The organism is Streptomyces coerulescens (assembly GCF_042657965.1).
Lineage (GTDB): Bacteria > Actinomycetota > Actinomycetes > Streptomycetales > Streptomycetaceae > Streptomyces > Streptomyces coerulescens.
The window spans coordinates 56,811-72,487 of sequence record NZ_JBHSKM010000003.1 but is presented as its reverse complement, the minus strand read 5'-3'; the positions used below and the strand labels follow the sequence as shown (position 1 = coordinate 72,487).

The 15,677-nt window shown below is 71.3% G+C and carries 19 protein-coding genes; 12 read left to right on the top strand and 7 right to left on the bottom strand.

Going from position 1 to position 15,677, the window contains the following annotated elements; genetic code table 11:
* The first annotated feature begins 54 nt into the window (after positions 1–54).
* Positions 55–1,329: an ROK family transcriptional regulator gene (locus tag ACFPQ9_RS07635; RefSeq protein ID WP_380848690.1), complete on the top strand. Its 1,275-nt coding sequence runs from the start codon at positions 55–57 to the stop codon at positions 1,327–1,329.
* 64 nt (positions 1,330–1,393) lie between these two features.
* A complete protein-coding gene (locus ACFPQ9_RS07630) occupies positions 1,394–1,633 on the top strand; it encodes a hypothetical protein (RefSeq protein WP_380848687.1) in 240 nt (79 codons plus the stop codon).
* Between the two features lie 23 nt (positions 1,634–1,656).
* Here ACFPQ9_RS07630 and ACFPQ9_RS07625 read toward each other — a convergent pair whose 3' ends face one another.
* The 3 genes from ACFPQ9_RS07625 to ACFPQ9_RS07615 all read right to left on the bottom strand — a co-directional run bounded on the left by ACFPQ9_RS07625 (position 1,657) and on the right by ACFPQ9_RS07615 (position 5,037).
* A complete protein-coding gene (locus ACFPQ9_RS07625; protein WP_380848684.1) occupies positions 1,657–2,685 on the bottom strand; it encodes an SDR family oxidoreductase in 1,029 nt (342 codons plus the stop codon).
* A 77-nt stretch (positions 2,686–2,762) separates the two neighbouring features.
* Positions 2,763–3,725 (bottom strand): SDR family NAD(P)-dependent oxidoreductase, encoded by a 963-nt coding sequence (locus tag ACFPQ9_RS07620; protein WP_380848681.1) that lies wholly within the window; start codon positions 3,723–3,725, stop codon positions 2,763–2,765.
* 304 nt (positions 3,726–4,029) lie between these two features.
* The gene (locus ACFPQ9_RS07615; RefSeq protein WP_380848678.1) at positions 4,030–5,037 is read right to left on the bottom strand and encodes a PHP domain-containing protein; all 1,008 of its coding nucleotides are present in this window, start codon (positions 5,035–5,037) and stop codon (positions 4,030–4,032) included.
* Between the two features lie 134 nt (positions 5,038–5,171).
* Here ACFPQ9_RS07615 and ACFPQ9_RS07610 point away from each other — a divergent pair, with 134 nt between their 5' ends.
* Positions 5,172–5,408: a hypothetical protein gene (locus ACFPQ9_RS07610; protein ID WP_380848675.1), complete on the top strand. Its 237-nt coding sequence runs from the start codon at positions 5,172–5,174 to the stop codon at positions 5,406–5,408.
* A gap of 131 nt (positions 5,409–5,539) precedes the next feature.
* On the opposite strand, the gene ACFPQ9_RS07605 is transcribed toward ACFPQ9_RS07610, so the two are convergent.
* The gene (locus ACFPQ9_RS07605) at positions 5,540–6,391 is read right to left on the bottom strand and encodes a glycoside hydrolase family 16 protein (RefSeq protein WP_380848672.1); all 852 of its coding nucleotides are present in this window, start codon (positions 6,389–6,391) and stop codon (positions 5,540–5,542) included.
* A gap of 217 nt (positions 6,392–6,608) precedes the next feature.
* On the opposite strand from ACFPQ9_RS07605, the gene ACFPQ9_RS07600 reads away from it, so the two are divergent.
* Positions 6,609–7,385: a sulfite exporter TauE/SafE family protein gene (locus tag ACFPQ9_RS07600; RefSeq protein ID WP_380848669.1), complete on the top strand. Its 777-nt coding sequence runs from the start codon at positions 6,609–6,611 to the stop codon at positions 7,383–7,385.
* Here the strand turns inward: ACFPQ9_RS07600 and ACFPQ9_RS07595 are convergent.
* Complete coding sequence (locus ACFPQ9_RS07595; RefSeq protein WP_380849095.1) at positions 7,382–7,846, bottom strand: VanZ family protein; 465 nt, start codon at positions 7,844–7,846, stop codon at positions 7,382–7,384. The two genes, ACFPQ9_RS07600 and ACFPQ9_RS07595, sit on opposite strands and share 4 nt — an antisense overlap.
* A 550-nt stretch (positions 7,847–8,396) precedes the next feature.
* On the opposite strand from ACFPQ9_RS07595, the gene ACFPQ9_RS07590 reads away from it, so the two are divergent.
* From ACFPQ9_RS07590 to ACFPQ9_RS07565, 6 genes are read left to right on the top strand one after another with little or no spacing between them, the layout of a single operon-like run.
* A complete protein-coding gene (locus tag ACFPQ9_RS07590) occupies positions 8,397–8,579 on the top strand; it encodes a hypothetical protein (RefSeq protein ID WP_380848666.1) in 183 nt (60 codons plus the stop codon).
* Positions 8,576–9,028 (top strand): monovalent cation/H+ antiporter complex subunit F, encoded by a 453-nt coding sequence (locus ACFPQ9_RS07585; protein WP_380848663.1) that lies wholly within the window; start codon positions 8,576–8,578, stop codon positions 9,026–9,028. The genes ACFPQ9_RS07590 and ACFPQ9_RS07585 overlap by 4 nt, the downstream gene beginning before the upstream one ends.
* Positions 9,021–9,272, top strand: a complete 252-nt coding sequence (locus tag ACFPQ9_RS07580; RefSeq protein WP_125525822.1) for a Na(+)/H(+) antiporter subunit B — start codon at positions 9,021–9,023, stop codon at positions 9,270–9,272. The genes ACFPQ9_RS07585 and ACFPQ9_RS07580 overlap by 8 nt, the downstream gene beginning before the upstream one ends.
* Positions 9,269–10,009: an MnhB domain-containing protein gene (locus tag ACFPQ9_RS07575; RefSeq protein ID WP_380848660.1), complete on the top strand. Its 741-nt coding sequence runs from the start codon at positions 9,269–9,271 to the stop codon at positions 10,007–10,009. The genes ACFPQ9_RS07580 and ACFPQ9_RS07575 overlap by 4 nt, the downstream gene beginning before the upstream one ends.
* 10 nt (positions 10,010–10,019) lie before the next feature.
* A complete protein-coding gene (locus ACFPQ9_RS07570) occupies positions 10,020–10,367 on the top strand; it encodes a sodium:proton antiporter (RefSeq protein ID WP_030958796.1) in 348 nt (115 codons plus the stop codon).
* Entirely contained in the window at positions 10,367–12,127 is a 1,761-nt protein-coding gene (locus ACFPQ9_RS07565; RefSeq protein ID WP_380848657.1) for a complex I subunit 5 family protein, read from the top strand. Before ACFPQ9_RS07570 ends, ACFPQ9_RS07565 begins: the two co-directional genes overlap by 1 nt.
* Positions 12,128–12,130: 3 nt before the next feature.
* Here ACFPQ9_RS07565 and ACFPQ9_RS07560 read toward each other — a convergent pair whose 3' ends face one another.
* Entirely contained in the window at positions 12,131–12,793 is a 663-nt protein-coding gene (locus ACFPQ9_RS07560) for a DUF4230 domain-containing protein (RefSeq protein ID WP_380848654.1), read from the bottom strand.
* Between the two features lie 221 nt (positions 12,794–13,014).
* Between ACFPQ9_RS07560 and ACFPQ9_RS07555 the strand changes: the two genes are divergently transcribed.
* Together ACFPQ9_RS07555 and tuf are read left to right on the top strand one after the other, a co-directional pair.
* Complete coding sequence (locus ACFPQ9_RS07555) at positions 13,015–13,968, top strand: ribose-phosphate diphosphokinase (protein WP_380848651.1); 954 nt, start codon at positions 13,015–13,017, stop codon at positions 13,966–13,968.
* 34 nt (positions 13,969–14,002) lie between these two features.
* Positions 14,003–15,196 (top strand): elongation factor Tu, encoded by a 1,194-nt coding sequence (tuf, locus tag ACFPQ9_RS07550; RefSeq protein WP_380848648.1) that lies wholly within the window; start codon positions 14,003–14,005, stop codon positions 15,194–15,196.
* 12 nt (positions 15,197–15,208) lie between these two features.
* On the opposite strand, the gene ACFPQ9_RS07545 is transcribed toward tuf, so the two are convergent.
* Positions 15,209–15,589 carry an anti-sigma factor antagonist gene (locus ACFPQ9_RS07545; protein WP_380848645.1) on the bottom strand — a complete coding sequence of 127 codons (381 nt, stop codon included), beginning with the start codon at positions 15,587–15,589 and terminating at the stop codon, positions 15,209–15,211.
* Positions 15,590–15,677 lie beyond the last annotated feature (88 nt).

Sequence of the window (15,677 nt, the reverse complement as noted above, 5' to 3'; positions counted from 1 at the left end):
ATGGGAGTCGGTCCGAACACGGCGGGGGACCAGGGCTGATCCGGAGGGAGCCGCATGGCGGGGCGTAATGGGCGCACGGTACGGGACCTCAGGCGGGGCAACCGTACCGCCGTACTGCAGCGCCTGTACTTCGACGGCCCGCTCAGCCGCTTCGAGCTCGGGCCGGCCACCGGACTGAGCTCCGGCTCCGTCAGCAACGTCGTCGCCGAGCTGATCGCCGACGGCCTGGTAGAGGAGGCCGGCAGCGTCGACTCCGACGGCGGCCGGCCCCGCATCCTGCTGCGCGTCGCCCCGGGCAGCGGCCACATGATCGGCGTCGACGTCGGCGAGACCCGGGTACGGATCGGCCTGTTCGATCTGACCCTCACCGAACTCGCCCGCGCCGAACGGCCGTTGACACGGGAGCGGTACGAGGTCGAGGGCATCGTCGGGCACATCCGCGACGGCATCGCCGAGGTGCTCACGGAGGCCGGCATCGGCCCCGAGCGTCTCCTCGGCGTCGGCATAGGAGTCCCCGGCATCGTCGAGGACACCGGCGACCTCGGCGCCGTGGTGCACGGCCAGACCATCGGCTGGGACGCCGTACCGCTGGAGAAGCTCCTGCGCGACGGCACCCAGCTCCCCGACGACGTGCCCTACTTCATCGACAACGGCGCGCGGACCCTCGGCCAGGCCGAGATGTGGTTCGGCGGCGGGCGAGGCGCCCGCAGCGCCGTCGTCGTGCTCTTCGGCTCCGGCGTCGGCGCCTGCCTGGTCACCCCCGAGGTGGAGCACGGGCGGGCCGTCGAGTGGGGGCATCTGACGGTACGGGTCAGAGGGCGCCGCTGCCGGTGCGGAGCCCTCGGCTGCCTGGAGGCCTACGCGGGCGCCGAGTCGCTGATCGACCGCTGGCGGGAGCAGGGCGGGAGCGTGCCGGAGGGCGCCGACGAGGAGACCGCGCTGACGGCGATGCTGGCCGGCGTGTACCCCGCCGAGGGGCGGGAGCCCGACCCGGTGGCCCTCGCCGTGCTGGAGGAGACGGCCGAGTACGTGGGCGCGGGCCTGTCCGACCTGATCAACCTCTTTCAGCCCGAGCGCATCCTGATCGGCGGCTGGGCCGGGCTCCAGCTCGGCGCCCGCTTCCTGCCCGCCGTACGCCGGCACGCGGCCTCCTACGCCCTGCGCCATCCCGCCCACAAGGTCACCATCGACCTCGGCAGGCTCGGCCCGGACGCGGTCACCGTCGGCGCCGCGATCCTGCCGCTCGCCGACTTCTTCGCGCACGGCGGCCGCCGCGCCGAGGCCCCGTCGCCGCTGCCCACGGCGGTGGCGCAGCGGGTGCCGCACTGAGGTTTCGCCCTCGGCGGGGACGGTACTCGCGGGCCCTCGGGGGCGATGCGAAGGAGGTGCCACCATGGCCGACCGTCGTCGAGGAACAGCCGACGGCACGGGCGAGCCGGTGCCGAGGGACCTGCCTGACCAGCAGGCCGACACGGGGGACGACCCGTGGGAGGTGCCCGTCGAGCCCGCCGACGACACCACCGAGGCGGACGACGTGCCCGACACGGACGAGGCGGGCACGGGCCGGCAGGGAGCGCCGCAGCCGGGCACGGTCCACCCGGAACATCCCGCACCCGAGGAGTCCCCGGGCTGAACCCGAGGAGTCACCGGGCTGAGTCAGCCCACTTTGCGGCCCCGCAGCGGCTCGGTGGCCGCGCCCGCGCCCTGCCGGAAGCCCTGGAGGAACTCTTCCAGCACCTCGGGAGCCGTGCGTTGCGGATGCCAGCCGAGCTCCGTACGGGCGCGTGTGCAGTTCATCAGGGGCAGCCTGAGGACCGCGTCGAACAGATGCGGTGAGGCGGGCAGCAGATGCAGCCCCCACGCGGCGGCGATCGCCGACCGTGCCGCGGTGCGTGGGAGCCGCAGTGGGCGAGCCCCGAGCATCTCGCCCAGCAGGGCCGCGTCGACCGGTGGGTCGGCCGCGAGATTGAACGCGCCCCGGACGTCGGACTTCACCGCCAGCACATACGCCGTCGCCGCGTCGTCGGTGTGCAGGGCCTGCACCCGCAGTCCCGGAATGTCGGGCAGGAACGGCAGCAACTCGGGGCGGGCCGCCGGACCCGGCAGGAAACGGCCGCCGAAGATGCGGCGCTGCTCGCTCGCCGACTCCCGCTTGAACAGGAACGCCGGCCGCATCCGCACCACCCGCACCTGGGGATGGGCACGGTCGAAGGTGTCCAGCACCCGTTCCAGGTAGGCCTTCTCCCGGCAGTACGCGGCGTCCGGCCAGCCGTGCGTCGGCCAGGACTCGTCGACGGCGTGGTCCTTCGGGCCGGGCGAGTAGGCACCGACCGACGACGCGTGGATCAGCTTCGGGACCCTGGCCGCCGCTGCCGCCTCGAAGACATGGAGGCCGCCCAGCACATTGGTCCGCCAGGTCGCCGCAGGATCGTGCGTCGGCTGGAACGCCCAGGCCAGATGGATCACGGCGGTGGCGTCGGCGAACAGGTCCGCCAGGTCGCCCCGCTCGGCGGCCAGGTCGACCGCCGCCCAGTCGGTCTTCGGCGGTGACCAGTCGGGGATCCGGCGGGCCAGTCCCAGGACGGAACCGACCTCCGGATCCTCCGAGAGGAGTCGCACCACGCTGGTACCGACATTGCCGGTGGCGCCGGTGACCACGATTCTGCGGGCCGCTTCACTGCTCACCTGCGGCTCCTCCCGGAGAGTGGGGACGGGAGCCTGCGAGTACCCCGTTTCGGGCCGTTCGCACGCTCGGTCCCGCACTACGCGGCGAACGCGTCCACGCCGGTCAGCTCCGCCGACAGCGCCCACAGCCGCGCCGCCTGCTCCGGGTCGGTCGCCCAGGCCATGACGCCGCTGCGCTCCTCGCCGTCGACCGCGGGCTCGGCGATGTCGCAGTCCTCCAGATAGACCCCACCCATGCCGTCGAGCTGCGGGGACGTCGCGGCCCACACCTGGGTGGCCGCGCCCTGCTCGGGGCTCTTGAAGCCCTCGGGGTTGAGTGCGTTGCCCTGCTCGTCGATCCAGCCGCGCTCCACCATCTCCTCCGTGCGGAGATGGCGCTGGAGCGGGGTGAGGATGCCGCCGGGGTGGAGCGCGAAGGCCCGCACGCCCCGGTCGGCCGCGAGGCGGTCGAGGTGAACGGCGAACAGGACGTTCGCGGTCTTGGCCTGACCGTAGGCCTCCCACTTGTCGTAGCCCTGCCGCCAGTGCACGTCGTCCCAGCGGATCCCGGAGAGGTGGTGACCGCGCGACGACACGGACACCACGCGGGCGCCGCCCTGCTCGATCGCCGGCCACAGGCGGTTGACCAGGGCGAAGTGACCGAGGTGGTTGGTGGCGAACTGCGCCTCCCAGCCCGGCCCCACGCGGGTCTCCGGGCAGGCCATGATCCCGGCGTTGTCGATCACGAAGTCGATCGTGCGGCCGGAGGCGAGGAACCGCTCGGCGAAGCCGCGCACGCTCTGCAGGTCGCCCAGGTCCAGCTCGTCCACCTCGACGCCGTCGAGACCGGCCAGCGCCTTCTCGGCGGTGGCCCGGCGGCGGGCGGGGACGACGACCCGCGCGCCGGCTTGGGTGAGGGCCCGGGTGGTCTCCAGGCCGAGTCCCGAGTAGCCGCCGGTGACGACCGCGAGCTTCCCGGTCAGGTCGATTCCCGCGAGGACGTCGTCGGCGGTGCTGTGCGCCCCGAAACCGGAGCCGATCTTGTGCTGTGCAGTGCTCATAAGCGGAACGCTACGAATTGGAGTGCTCTCGAAGTCAAGCCGACCCGGCGGACACGCGCCCGGACAGGAGAAAGCCCCGACCGGTCGGGGCGGTCAGAGGTGGGCACGGATGGCGGTCGCCTCTCGGCGAAAGGCTCCACAGGGCTTCAGCCGAACGATCTTCCCTGTGGGCGAATGGTGAGGCCCGGGGACACTGTCCCATCCGCACCCACGGCTGGTTCAACGGGAAACTACCGACGGGTGTTCCTGGGTTCGCCGCGATACGCGGTGATCTGCGTCACGCCCGGCAGCGCGGCTCGCCTCGTCACTTCTCCCGTGTCCACGCCAACAGCTCCTCAGCGGTCCAGGTGGTCAGCACCCGCTCGGCGGGTACCCCGCACTCCTCCGCTCGGGCACAGCCGTAGCGCTGCCAGTCGAGCTGCCCGGGGGCGTGGGCGTCGGTGTCGACGGAGAACAGCACGCCCGTGTCCACGGCCTGGCGCAGCAGCCGCCGGGGCGGGTCCAGCCGCTCGGGCCGGCTGTTGATCTCCACCGCCGTACCGGACTCCGCGCACGCGGCGAACACCTCGTCCGCGTCGAACTCCGACTCCGGCCGGCCCCGCCCGGTGATCAGCCGTCCGGTGCAGTGGCCGAGGATGTCCGCGTTGGGATCGCGTACGGCGGTGACCATCCGGCGGGTCATCGCGCGGGCCTCCATGCGCAGCTTGGAGTGCACGGACACCACCACGACGTCGAGCCGCTCCAGCAGCTCGGGTTCCTGGTCGAGGGAGCCGTCCTCCAGGATGTCGCACTCGATGCCGGTGAGCAGCCGGAACGGCGCCCAGGTCGTATTGAGCTCCGCCACCACGTCCAGCTGCTCGCGCAGCCGGTCCGCCGACAGTCCGCGGGCGACGGTCAGCCGGGGCGAGTGGTCGGTGAGCACCGCCCACTCGTGGCCCAGCTCGGCCGCCGTGCGGCCCATCTCCTCGATCGGGCTGCCGCCGTCGGACCAGTCTGAGTGCAGATGGCAGTCCCCGCGCAGCTGCTGCCACAGCGGCCCGCCCTCGGGCGGCTCGGCCTGCGGCCGGTCCTCCAGATCCGACAGGTACCCGGGCACCTGCCCGGCCAGCGCCTCACGCACCACCTGTGCCGTCTTCGGACCGACACCCCGAAGCGACTCCAGCGTTCCGGCCTCGGCCCGCGCCCGCACCTCGTCCCCGGGCAGCTCCGCCAGGACCCGCGCGGCCGTACGGAAGGCGCGTACGCGATACGTCGGCGCCAGGGACCGCTCCAGCAGAAAGGCGATCCGGTCCAGCGCCTGTACGGGATCCATCGCCACCTCCACCTCCAGGGTTCCCCGGCGGTGCCGCCCCCGCACGGCGGACCGGTGAGTCGGCGATCTTCGTGTCCCTCACCGGGAACGTCCTGGAGGATTCGTCGACGCGGGTTGCGCTCTACGCTCTATTCATGACCGAAAGCGCGAGTCCGCACATCTCACAACCGCGGATCATGGTGCTCGGGGTTCAGCCGGGCACGCCTCCGTTCCGCATCATGGAGATCGACGGTGTGGTCGTCGGTTCGGCGAGGGCCGTCACCGACGTACTGGAGACCGCCGCCCTCTACGGCATCAACGTCCACGACCTGGACGACCCCGACGTGGTCCGCTGGGTCGGGGGCGACAAGTTCACCTGGCACCACCACTAGCCGGACGGGTCGGCCGACCCGTCGATGTGCGGGGCCGGATCCGCGGCCGGGTGCCGTCGGCCGAGTTGTTCCCGGTCGGCTCGGGGCACTGGCCGGCCCGCGGATCGACTGTGTCGCGCGCCGCCTCGGGCCTAGCCCCCGGTGGTCACCGAGACGTGGTCCACCACGAGCTGCTGCGGGAACACCGTGGAGCCGTCGGGGTCGCCGGGCCAGTAGCCGCCCACCGCGAGGTTCAGGATCAGGAAGTACGGCTTGTTGAAGACCCACTGCTTGCCGCCCAGGTCGGCCGGGGTGCGCCGCTGGTAGACGTTGCCGTCCACGGACCAGGTGATGGAGTCGGGCGCCCAGTCAACGGCGAAGGTGTGGAAGGCGTCGGCGAACGCCTGGCCGCCCGGCAGGGAGTAGCCGGCACCTATCCCGCCCGACCCGGAGTAGCCGGGGCCGTGGATGGTCCCGTGCACGGTCGAGGGCTCGAAGCCGACGTTCTCCATGATGTCGATCTCGCCCGAGTCCGGCCAGTTCACCGGGGTGCCGAGCATCCAGAAGGCGGGCCACATGCCCTGGCCCCGTGGCACCTTGATCCGGGCCTCGACGTGCCCGTACTGGGCGTTGAACTTCCCGGAGGTGTTCAGCCGGGCCGAGGTGTACTGACAAGTGCCGTACCAGCACTGGTAGTTGGCCGGGTTCTCGCGCCTGGCCGTGATCACCAGGTGGCCCTGGCCGTCCAGCGCCGCGTTCTTGTTGCCGGACGTGTAGTACTGCCGCTCGTGGTTGTTGACGTTGTCGCCGGTCTCGATCTGCCACTTCGACGAGTCGACCGCGGCACCCGCGGGCCCGTCGAAGGTGTCGGAGAACGCCACCGCGGCGGCCGCGGCTTCGGGCGGTTCCGCCTGAGCGGGCCCGATCGCGGCGGATGCGACCAGGACGCCGGACAGAGTGGCGAGCAGGACACTGCGGAGCAGGCGTGGGCGTGGGGAGGCCATGCTGCTTCCTTCCGTGCGGCGACCCGAGGGACGGGCGCGCCGACTGTGGTGGGGGGTGAAGGTGTCGCCACTTGATTTAAGGAGTGAGGTAAGGGGGCGTCAATACTTTGGTACGGACCAGTGATTGAAGAGGGTCGCAACCGCCCGGATCGGGCCGCTCTGTCCCTCGGTCACCCTTCGTCCACCGCCGAACTGTTGCGTTCCTAGGCTTCTCGCCATGGACGCCGCACATATCGGCGAGCTGCTCGCCGTCCTGGGCGCCGGCACAGCCGCCGGTGCCGTCAACGCCGTCGTCGGGTCGGGCACGCTGATCACGTTCCCGGTGCTGCTCGCGACCGGTCTGCCGCCCGTCACCGCCACGGTCTCCAACGCGCTCGGCCTGATCCCCGGCTCGATCAGCGGAGCCATCGGGTACCGGCGCGAACTGCGCGGCCAGCGCCGGCGCATCCTGAAGTGGGGCGCCGGCGCCCTGCTCGGCGGGCTCACCGGCGCGACGCTGCTGCTCGCCCTGCCCGCCTCGGCGTTCGAAAGGATCGTGCCGGTCCTGGTCGGGCTCGCCCTCGTACTGGTCGTCCTGCAGCCACTGATCAGCAGGCGACTGCGCGACCGCCGGGCCCGTACCGGACGGTCCGCACGGCCCGACGGCGGCCCCCTGCTGCTCGTCGGGCTGACCCTGGCCAGCGTCTACGGCGGCTACTTCTCGGCCGCCCAGGGCATCATCTACGTGGCCCTGATGGGGATGCTCCTCGACGACGGCCTGCAACGCCTCACCGCGGTCAAGAACGTGCTCGTCGCCGTCGTCAACTCCGTCGCCGCGCTGTTCTTCCTCGTCGTCGCCGACTTCGACTGGACGTCGGTGGCCCTCCTCGCGGTCGGGTCCGCGGCCGGCGGCCACTTCGGAGCCACCGTGGGCCGCCGGCTGCGTCCCGCCGTACTGCGCGCGTTCATCGTCGTGGTCGGCACGGTCGCGATCGTCCAGCTCGTGCTGCGCTAGGAGGAGCGGGGCCTGCGGGCGTGCACCACGCGGCTCAGCCGCCGTCCCAGCAGCAGGTAGCCGATCAGGGCACCGGTCGTGTTGAGGATGACGTCGTCGATGTCGAAGGCCCGCCCCGTCACCAGCGCACCCTGCGCGAACTCGACGAGGAGCATCACGGTCGCCGTCAGCAGCAGCACGCGCAGGACGCCGCGCGTCCGCGGGGCGACGACGGGGACCAGGACGCCGAACGGAACGCCCAGCAGCAGATTGCCGCCGATCTGCCGCACGGCGTCACGCAGTTCGGGCTGGTCCAGATAGGCCCGCAACGTGCTTCCCGGCCGCAGGTTGGTGTGCGTCAGGGCCTCCGACGCGGGCGACGGCTGAAGGGTGAGCTTCGCCAGTACGACGGCGAAGGCGACCATGAACGTGAAGGCACACAGCATCGCCAGCAGCCGCGCGACGAAACGCAGCGGACCCATGCCGGCACGCGGAGTGGGCCGAGTCTTGGCGGGGCTCTTCGGCTTGGCGGAGCTCTTGGCTTTGGCGGAGCCTTTGGGTTTGGTGGAGATCTTGGGTTTGGTGGAGCTCTTGGACTTGGCCGGGCCCTTCGTATCGGCCGAGCCCTTCGACTTGGCACCACCGCCCTTCGATGGGGCACCGCCGCCCGCCGACTTGGCGCCCCCGGCGGATGTGCGGCCCGCCCTGGACTCACGGCCGCCCGAGGGCGTCCTGCCGACGACTGCGGAGATGAGAGTGCCGGGGTGCAAGGCGGCACGCGAACGTGGGGTTCCACGGGCCATGCGATCCTCCAGTCTTCAACTTCCCTGCGTAGTAAGGGGGTTACCCCGAACCTGCGAGGCGATGCCCGCCGAGTGCCCGACCGGCGGTGTCCCTGTCCGGTTTCCCTTCACGCTGCCGGGGCACTCCGGGCGGAGACCCGCGCGTGCCGCCACCCCTGGCGACCGGGGCGGTGCTTGGATGGCGCGGAACACAAGAAAACGGACAATCCAGGGCTCGGGGAGGTGGCGTGTGAACCGGCGTACGACGCTGCTTGCCGCAGCCGAGTTCCTGACCTGGTGGGTCGCGCTCGCCCTGCTGTGGCTCGTCCTGATCAGCGCCGTGGACACCCTGGAACTCGCGGTCGGCACGGCCGCCGCCGGCGTGTCGGCCCTCGCGGCGGTCGCCGCCCGCCGGGCGGTGACCGGACGATGAACGGCTGGCTCCTCGCGGCGGCCCTCATGCTCGGCGGGGGAGTGGGCGCCACCCTCTGGGGCGTCGCCACCGGACCACTGCGCCGCCGCGTCATGGCCCAGAACCTGTCCACCGCCCTGGCCTGCCCGGGACTGCTCCTGCTGGCCCACGGCTATGACCGCCCCACGTACGTCGATCTCGCCCTGGTCCTCGCCCTGCTCGGCCCGGTGGGCACCCTCGTCTTCGCCCGGCTGCTGACCGACGAACTCACCGCCGATCCACCCCGGGCCTGGGGCCCGACCTGGGCGGCAGCCGGACTTGGCGCCACGGTGGTCCTGGCGTTGTGCGCGGCGACCGGTCCGAGCAGGGCAATGGTCAAGCTCCTCGTCACGGGCGCGCTGCTGATCGGCGGGAACGTCGTCGCCTCCCGCGCGCTGTCCGGCGGCATCACGGGGGTGCGCGGTGGCTGACGCGCTGATCGTCGTGGCGCTGCTGCTCGTGGCCGGCTGCGCGACCGTGGCCGTCCTGGTCCGTGACCCCGTACGCCAGGCCCTGGTGCTGGCCGTCCTGGGCGTCGCGCTCGCCGTGCTGTTCACGGTGCTCCAGGCGCCCGACGTCGCACTGTCGCAGCTGGCGGTCGGCGGCGCCCTCACCCCGCTGCTGCTGCTCCTGTCCGTCCGCAAGGTCAAACGGCGCAAGGGGCGCGAGCGGTGAACCCGCGCACCCGGCTGTGGCTCGTGGCCGTCGGCATCGCCGGCGTCGGCGCACTCCTCGCCGCCGCCTGCCTGGACCTGCCGCACTTCGGCGGCGAGACGCACCCGTACGGCGATCGCGCGGTGCACGCCTCCCTCGACCGGCACACCGCCAACACCGTCGCCTCCGTCAACTTCGACCAGCGCGCCTTCGACACCCTCGGCGAGATGACCATCCTCTTCGCGGCCGTCGTCGGCTGCGTGGTCCTGCTGCGGCAGACCCGCGACGAGCACCGCGCCCGGCCGGAACCCGCCGACGTGGCCCCGCCCGTGCGCCGCTACGCCCTCCTCGTCCTGCCGATCGCGCTGCTCACCGGCCTCTACGTCATCGCGCACGGGCAGCTCAGCCCCGGCGGCGGCTTCCAGGGCGGCGTCGTCGCGGCGACCTCCCTGCACCTGCTCTACCTGGGCGCCGACTACCGCGCTCTGGAACGGATCCGCCCGCTCGGCCTGTTCGAGGTCGGCGACGCCCTGTCCGCCTCGGCCTACCTGGTCACGGGCCTTGCCGGGCTCATCGGCGGCACCGCCTTCCTGGCCAACACCCTGCTGCCGTACGGCACGTTCAACACCCTGTCCTCAGGCGGCACCGTGCCGCTGCTGAACGCGGCCGTCGGCATGGAGGTCGCCTGCGCGGTCGTCGTGCTGCTCGCCCGCTTCCTGGACCAGGCCGTCGAGATCGAGGAGGAGAGCGGGAAGTGAGAGCACCGTGATGGACGTCCTGCCCTATCTCGTCGCCGCCTGGGTCTTCCTCGTCGGCTGCTACGGCCTCGCCACCAGCCGCAATCTCATCCACGCCGTCGGCTGTCTGTCCGTGTGCCAGTGCGGCACCTATGTCCTGTTGCTGGCCGTCGGCTACCGCGACGACGCCACCGCGCCCGTCTTCTCCGACCTCGAACCGGGCTCCCGTCCCGTCGTCGACCCCGTGGTCCAGGCCCTCGCCCTCACCGACGTCGTCGTCGGCGCCACCGTCACCGCCCTGCTCCTCGCGCTCGTCATCCAGGTCGCCAAGCGGCACGGCACCGTCGACCCCGACGAACTCTCCGAGCTGCGCGGCTGATGAACGCCCTGCTTCCGCTGCTCGTCGCCGTACCGCTCCTTGGGGCAGCCCTCCTGGTCGCGGGCGGACGCCGAGTGCCGCGCGTCCTCGCGGAGTCGGTGGCGTGCGCCGTCTCGGCGGGCACCGCCGGACTCGCGATCACCCTGCTGCTGAACGCCTCACCGCCGATGGCCGAATGGGCCGGCGGCTGGACGCCCGTCGACGGTCACAGCGTCGGCATCGTCCTGGTCGGCGACGGCCCCGGGCTCGGCATGGCCGCCCTGGCCTGTGTGCTGACGCTGGCCGCCCTGGCGTACTCCTGGCACTACTTCGACGAACCCCCGCGCCGCCACGCGGGGTCGTTCCCCGCACTGATGCTGCTCTTCCAGGCCGGCATGTGCGGGTTCTCGATCGCGGGCGACCTGTTCAACGCGTTCGTGTGGTTCGAGCTGATGAGCGTCGTCGCCTACGCGCTGACCGGCACCCGTGTCGAGGAGGCCAAGGCCGTGCAGGGCGCGCTGACCTTCGGTGTCGTCACCTCGCTCGGCGCGTACGCCATGCTCATGGGCATCGGCCTGCTGTACGCCCGCACCGGCGAGCTCGCCATGGCCCAGATCGGCCGCGCACTCGACGCGCAGGGGTCGCCGGACGGGCTGGTCCTCGCCGCCTTCGTGCTCGTCCTGACCGGCCTGCTGATCAAGTCCGCCGCCGTCCCCTTCCACTTCTGGCTCCCGGACGCCCACGCCGTCGCACCCACCCCGGTGTGCATGCTGCTCTCGGGCGTCATGGTCGAACTCGGCGTGTACGGCGTCTGGCGGGTGTACGGCACGGTCTTCGCCGGACCGGGCGGCATCCCGGCGGCCGACCTGGAGCGGGCGCTGCTCGTGCTCGGTTCGGTGACCGCGATGATCGGCGCCGCCATGTGCTGGTACCAGCGCCACATCAAACGGCTTCTGGCGTACTCGACGGTCGCCCACACCGGGCTGTTCCTGATCGGCGTCGGCGTACTGAGCCCGGAGGCCGACGACGGGGTCGCGCTGTACATCCTCGGACACGCGGGCGTGAAGGCCGCGCTGTTCGCGTGCACCGGCATCCTCCTCGACCGGTACGGCAACGTCGACGAGCACGCGCTGCACGGCCGGGCCCGCAAGCTGCGGGGCGTTGCCGTGATGTACGCCGTCGGCGGGCTCGCGCTCGCGGGGCTCCCGCCCTTCGGCACGGGGTTCGGCAAGGCCGTCACGGAGAAGGCTGTCGGCGGGCCGCTGGTCGCCCTGTACGTCGTCGCGAGCGCGGTCACCGCCGGGGCGGTCCTGCGGGTCGCGGCCAGGGTGTTCCTCGGCCTCGGCCAGGCCCCCGAGGACGGCACCGAGTACGAGACGACCGGCACCGGCGAGCGGCCCGAGACCCGGCACCGGCTCGGCCGGATCCCCGACACGATGACCGCCGTCCCCGCGCTGCTGCTCGCCGGATCGCTCGCCGTCGGCGTCGCCCCCGGCTTCGGCGAGGTGGTCTCGCACGCCGTCAACGAGGCCGGGTCCGGCGGCGCCGTGGTGCCGGCACCGCACTGGAGCCCGGCGGGTGTCCTGCTGGACCTCGCCTCGACCGCCCTGGCCCTCGGCCTGGCGGCGGTGGCCGTCACCCGGCCGGGGCTGCTCGCCGCCCCGAGCCGGGCACTGCCGCTGCGGCGCCTGCAGTCCGGGCACGTCGGGGACTACGTGGCCTGGGTCCTGGTGGGCGCCACCGTGCTCGGCGCGCTGGCGCTGCCGGGCCTGTCGGGGTAGGGGTCAGGTCCCGTACGTCACCTTCACCTCCTTGAAGCCGAGGGAGTGGAGCAGCCCTTCGAGCATGTCGGTCGTGTTGGTCTCGGCGCGCGAGGTCAGCCCGCTCTCCTCGGCCGCGTCGCCGATGTGCCGCACCGCGAGCTTCTGCACGGCCTGTTCGCTGTTCGGGTTGTCCGAGAAGAGGTCGCCCAGACGGTCGAGCAGACCGCGCTCCTTGGAGACCGCGTAGGAGCGGTCGGGGTCGAGTGACGGATCGCCCAGTGCCGCGTGCGGCAGCCGGAGCGTGGCGGACGTACGGTCGTCGTCGACCGTGACGTCGTCCTCGCCGACCTTTCCGAGGTCGACGTAGGCGTCCACGGTGCCCGCGCCGACGTACAGCGTGCGGGTGCCGCGGATCGCGTCGGGCAGGAACTTGGCGTCCTTCTCCAGATCCACGACGATCTGGAAGTTGCCGGAGGCGGCGTCGTAACGGCTCATGTCCTGGATGGACTGGAGCAGTGCCGGACCGGAACGGTCGTTGGTCTCGGTGCCGAACAGGTCCTTCAGGCCGGGGAGCACGCTCAGCCGGATCCCGGCGAAGAAGACCACGAGCACCAGGACCAGGGCGCTCACCGCCTTCACCCAGCCGGGCATGCGCTTGTTGATGCGCTTGATGGAAGTCGTCATGTCGACGTTCCTCCTTCCCTATGTTGGGAGTACCCCCAAATCCCTTGCCGGATCGGCTCGTTGGCCGGTCGCCGCCCTCTGACCGAAGCAGGGAGGCGCACTGGTGGGCTCGACCGTGCGGTCGCATGCGACGGCGACGCGCACACGGGTGGGCAGCAACGTTTCTGCTGAGGTAAGTAGCATGAGTCCGCCACCCGGAATGATCATGCGAGGAGCGGATCGTGCGAGAGATCGCCGTGTTCAGCGGTAGTGCCCACCCCGAGCTGGCGGCAGAAGTCTGCGCTCATCTGGGGGTACCGCTCAGCCCGACCCGGGTCAGCCGGTTCGCCAACGACTGCCTGGAGGTGCAGCTTCAGGCCAACTGCCGGGAGCGCGACGTCTTCCTGATCCAGCCGCTGGTCAAGCCGGTCCAGGAGCATCTCGTCGAGCTGCTGCTGATGTGCGACGCCGCACGCGGGGCGTCCGCCAGCCGCATCACCGTCGTCATGCCGCACTACTCCTACGCCCGCTCCGACAAGAAGGACGCGCCCCGCATCTCCCTCGGCGGCCGGCTCGTCGCCGACCTGATGGTGGCGGCCGGCGCGAGCCGGGTTCTGGCGATGACCCTGCACGCGCCCCAGGTACACGGCTTCTTCACGGTGCCGGTGGACCACCTGCACGCGCTGCGCGAGCTCGCCGCGCACTTCCGGCAGTACGACCTCTCCCGTACGACCGTCGTCTCCCCGGACCTCGGCAACGCCAAGGAGGCCGCCGCGTTCGCCCGGCTGATCGGCGCCCAGGTCGCAGCCGGCGCCAAGCAGCGGTTCGCCGACGACCGGGTGAGTATCAGCTCCGTCATCGGCGAGGTGACCGGGCGCGACGTCATCATCCTGGACGACGAGATCGCCAAGGGCAGCACTGTCATCGAACTCCTCGACCGGCTGCGGGAGTTGGGTCCGCGCTCGATCCGCGTCGCCTGCACGCACGGCCTGTTCGCGGCCGGCGCGCTGAAGCGGATCGGCGAGCAGCCGGACGTACTGGAGATCGTGTGCACCAACACCGTGCCGATCCAGGCCGAGGAGCGCACCGAGAAGCTGAAGGTCCTCTCCATCGCCCCGGCGCTCGCCGAGGCCGTGCGCCGCATTCACAACGGGGAGTCCGTCAGCGCCCTGTTCGACGCGCCGGGAACCGAATAGACATGAGGTACCCGGATGCTCAGGAGGGCTCGCCATGGCGAAGGCGAAGTTCGAACGGACCAAGCCGCACGTGAACATCGGGACCATCGGCCACATCGACCACGGGAAGACCACCCTGACGGCGGCCATCACCAAGGTGCTGCACGACCGGTTTCCCGATCTGAACCCGTTCACGCCGTTCGACATGATCGACAAGGCTCCCGAGGAGCGTCAGCGCGGTATCACCATCTCCATCGCCCACGTCGAGTACCAGACGGAGCGTCGGCACTACGCGCACGTCGACTGCCCCGGTCACGCGGACTACATCAAGAACATGATCACCGGCGCGGCACAGATGGACGGCGCGATCCTGGTCGTCGCGGCGACGGACGGCCCGATGCCGCAGACCAAGGAGCATGTGCTGCTGGCCCGTCAGGTCGGCGTGCCGTACATCGTCGTGGCGCTCAACAAGACCGACATGGTCGACGACGAGGAGATCCTGGAGCTCGTCGAGCTGGAGGTGCGTGAGCTGCTGACGGAGTACGAGTTCCCGGGTGACGACGTCCCCGTGGTGCGGGTCTCCGCCCTGAAGGCCCTGGAGGGGGACCCGACGTGGACGCAGGCGGTCCTCGATCTGCTGGACGCCGTCGACACGGCCGTACCGGAGCCCGAGCGCGACGTCGACAAGCCGTTCCTGATGCCGATCGAGGACGTGTTCACCATCACCGGGCGCGGCACGGTCGTCACCGGCCGGATCGAGCGCGGCCGGCTGCTGGTGAACAGCGAGGTCGAGATCATCGGCATCCACGACCAGAAGACGAAGACGACCGTCACCGGCATCGAGATGTTCCGCAAGCTGCTGGACGAGGGCCGGGCCGGCGAGAACGTGGGGCTGCTGCTGAGGGGCGTCAAGCGCGAGGACGTCGAGCGCGGCCAGGTCGTCATCAAGCCCGGTTCGGTCACCCCGCACACCCAGTTCGAGGCGCAGGCCTACATCCTGTCGAAGGACGAGGGCGGGCGGCACACGCCGTTCTTCGACAACTACCGCCCGCAGTTCTACTTCCGCACGACGGATGTGACGGGTGTGGTCACCCTGCCGAGGGGCACTGAGATGGTCATGCCGGGCGACAACACCGGCATGCTCGTCCAGCTGATCCAGCCCATCGCGATGGAGGAGGGGCTGAAGTTCGCCATTCGCGAGGGCGGGCGGACGGTGGGGGCCGGTCAGGTCACCAGGATCATCAAGTAGAGATCGGTGCCCTCATAAGGTGCCGGACGTGGCCTCGGGCTGGCCGAGTGCCGCGTCCGGCGTCGGATGCGGCGGCAGCAGACGGTTCAGGCCCGTGATCCTGAGCACGCGCAGCGTCAGCGGGTGGGTGCAGACCAGGTGCAGTTGCCCGCCGTTGTCGTGCGTCCGGCTCAGGGCCCGGTACAGCAGGCGCAGCCCGGAGCAGTCGAAGAACTCGATGCTCCGCAGGTCGATCACGATCCGCGCCCCGGGATGCGCCGTCACCCGGTCCAGGTAGGGCGCGATCTCCACCGCGGCCGCGATGTCGATCTCACCCAGGAACTCCAGCACCGTGTGGTCGCGGTGCCGGTGGACGCGCAGATGCCGGCTGAACGGCGCAGGATCCTGCTGCACGACGACATCGCCTCCACCCTGTCCACTTGCGGCGGGCTGCTCAAAACCAGTCCCCGCACTGCAAGTTACCCTCGATTGAGCGAATCTG

Coding starts and splice junctions, on each gene's coding strand:
- ACFPQ9_RS07610 (WP_380848675.1), top strand. CDS start 5,172: ATGACCGAAAGCGCGAGTCCGCACATCTCACAACCGCGGATCATGGTG.
- ACFPQ9_RS07585 (WP_380848663.1), top strand. CDS start 8,576: ATGAACGGCTGGCTCCTCGCGGCGGCCCTCATGCTCGGCGGGGGAGTG.
- ACFPQ9_RS07605 (WP_380848672.1), bottom strand. CDS start 6,391: ATGGCCTCCCCACGCCCACGCCTGCTCCGCAGTGTCCTGCTCGCCACT.
- ACFPQ9_RS07595 (WP_380849095.1), bottom strand. CDS start 7,846: ATGGGTCCGCTGCGTTTCGTCGCGCGGCTGCTGGCGATGCTGTGTGCC.
- ACFPQ9_RS07600 (WP_380848669.1), top strand. CDS start 6,609: ATGGACGCCGCACATATCGGCGAGCTGCTCGCCGTCCTGGGCGCCGGC.
- ACFPQ9_RS07560 (WP_380848654.1), bottom strand. CDS start 12,793: ATGACGACTTCCATCAAGCGCATCAACAAGCGCATGCCCGGCTGGGTG.
- ACFPQ9_RS07620 (WP_380848681.1), bottom strand. CDS start 3,725: ATGAGCACTGCACAGCACAAGATCGGCTCCGGTTTCGGGGCGCACAGC.
- ACFPQ9_RS07565 (WP_380848657.1), top strand. CDS start 10,367: ATGAACGCCCTGCTTCCGCTGCTCGTCGCCGTACCGCTCCTTGGGGCA.
- ACFPQ9_RS07635 (WP_380848690.1), top strand. CDS start 55: ATGGCGGGGCGTAATGGGCGCACGGTACGGGACCTCAGGCGGGGCAAC.
- ACFPQ9_RS07615 (WP_380848678.1), bottom strand. CDS start 5,037: ATGGATCCCGTACAGGCGCTGGACCGGATCGCCTTTCTGCTGGAGCGG.
- tuf (WP_380848648.1), top strand. CDS start 14,003: ATGGCGAAGGCGAAGTTCGAACGGACCAAGCCGCACGTGAACATCGGG.
- ACFPQ9_RS07630 (WP_380848687.1), top strand. CDS start 1,394: ATGGCCGACCGTCGTCGAGGAACAGCCGACGGCACGGGCGAGCCGGTG.
- ACFPQ9_RS07570 (WP_030958796.1), top strand. CDS start 10,020: ATGGACGTCCTGCCCTATCTCGTCGCCGCCTGGGTCTTCCTCGTCGGC.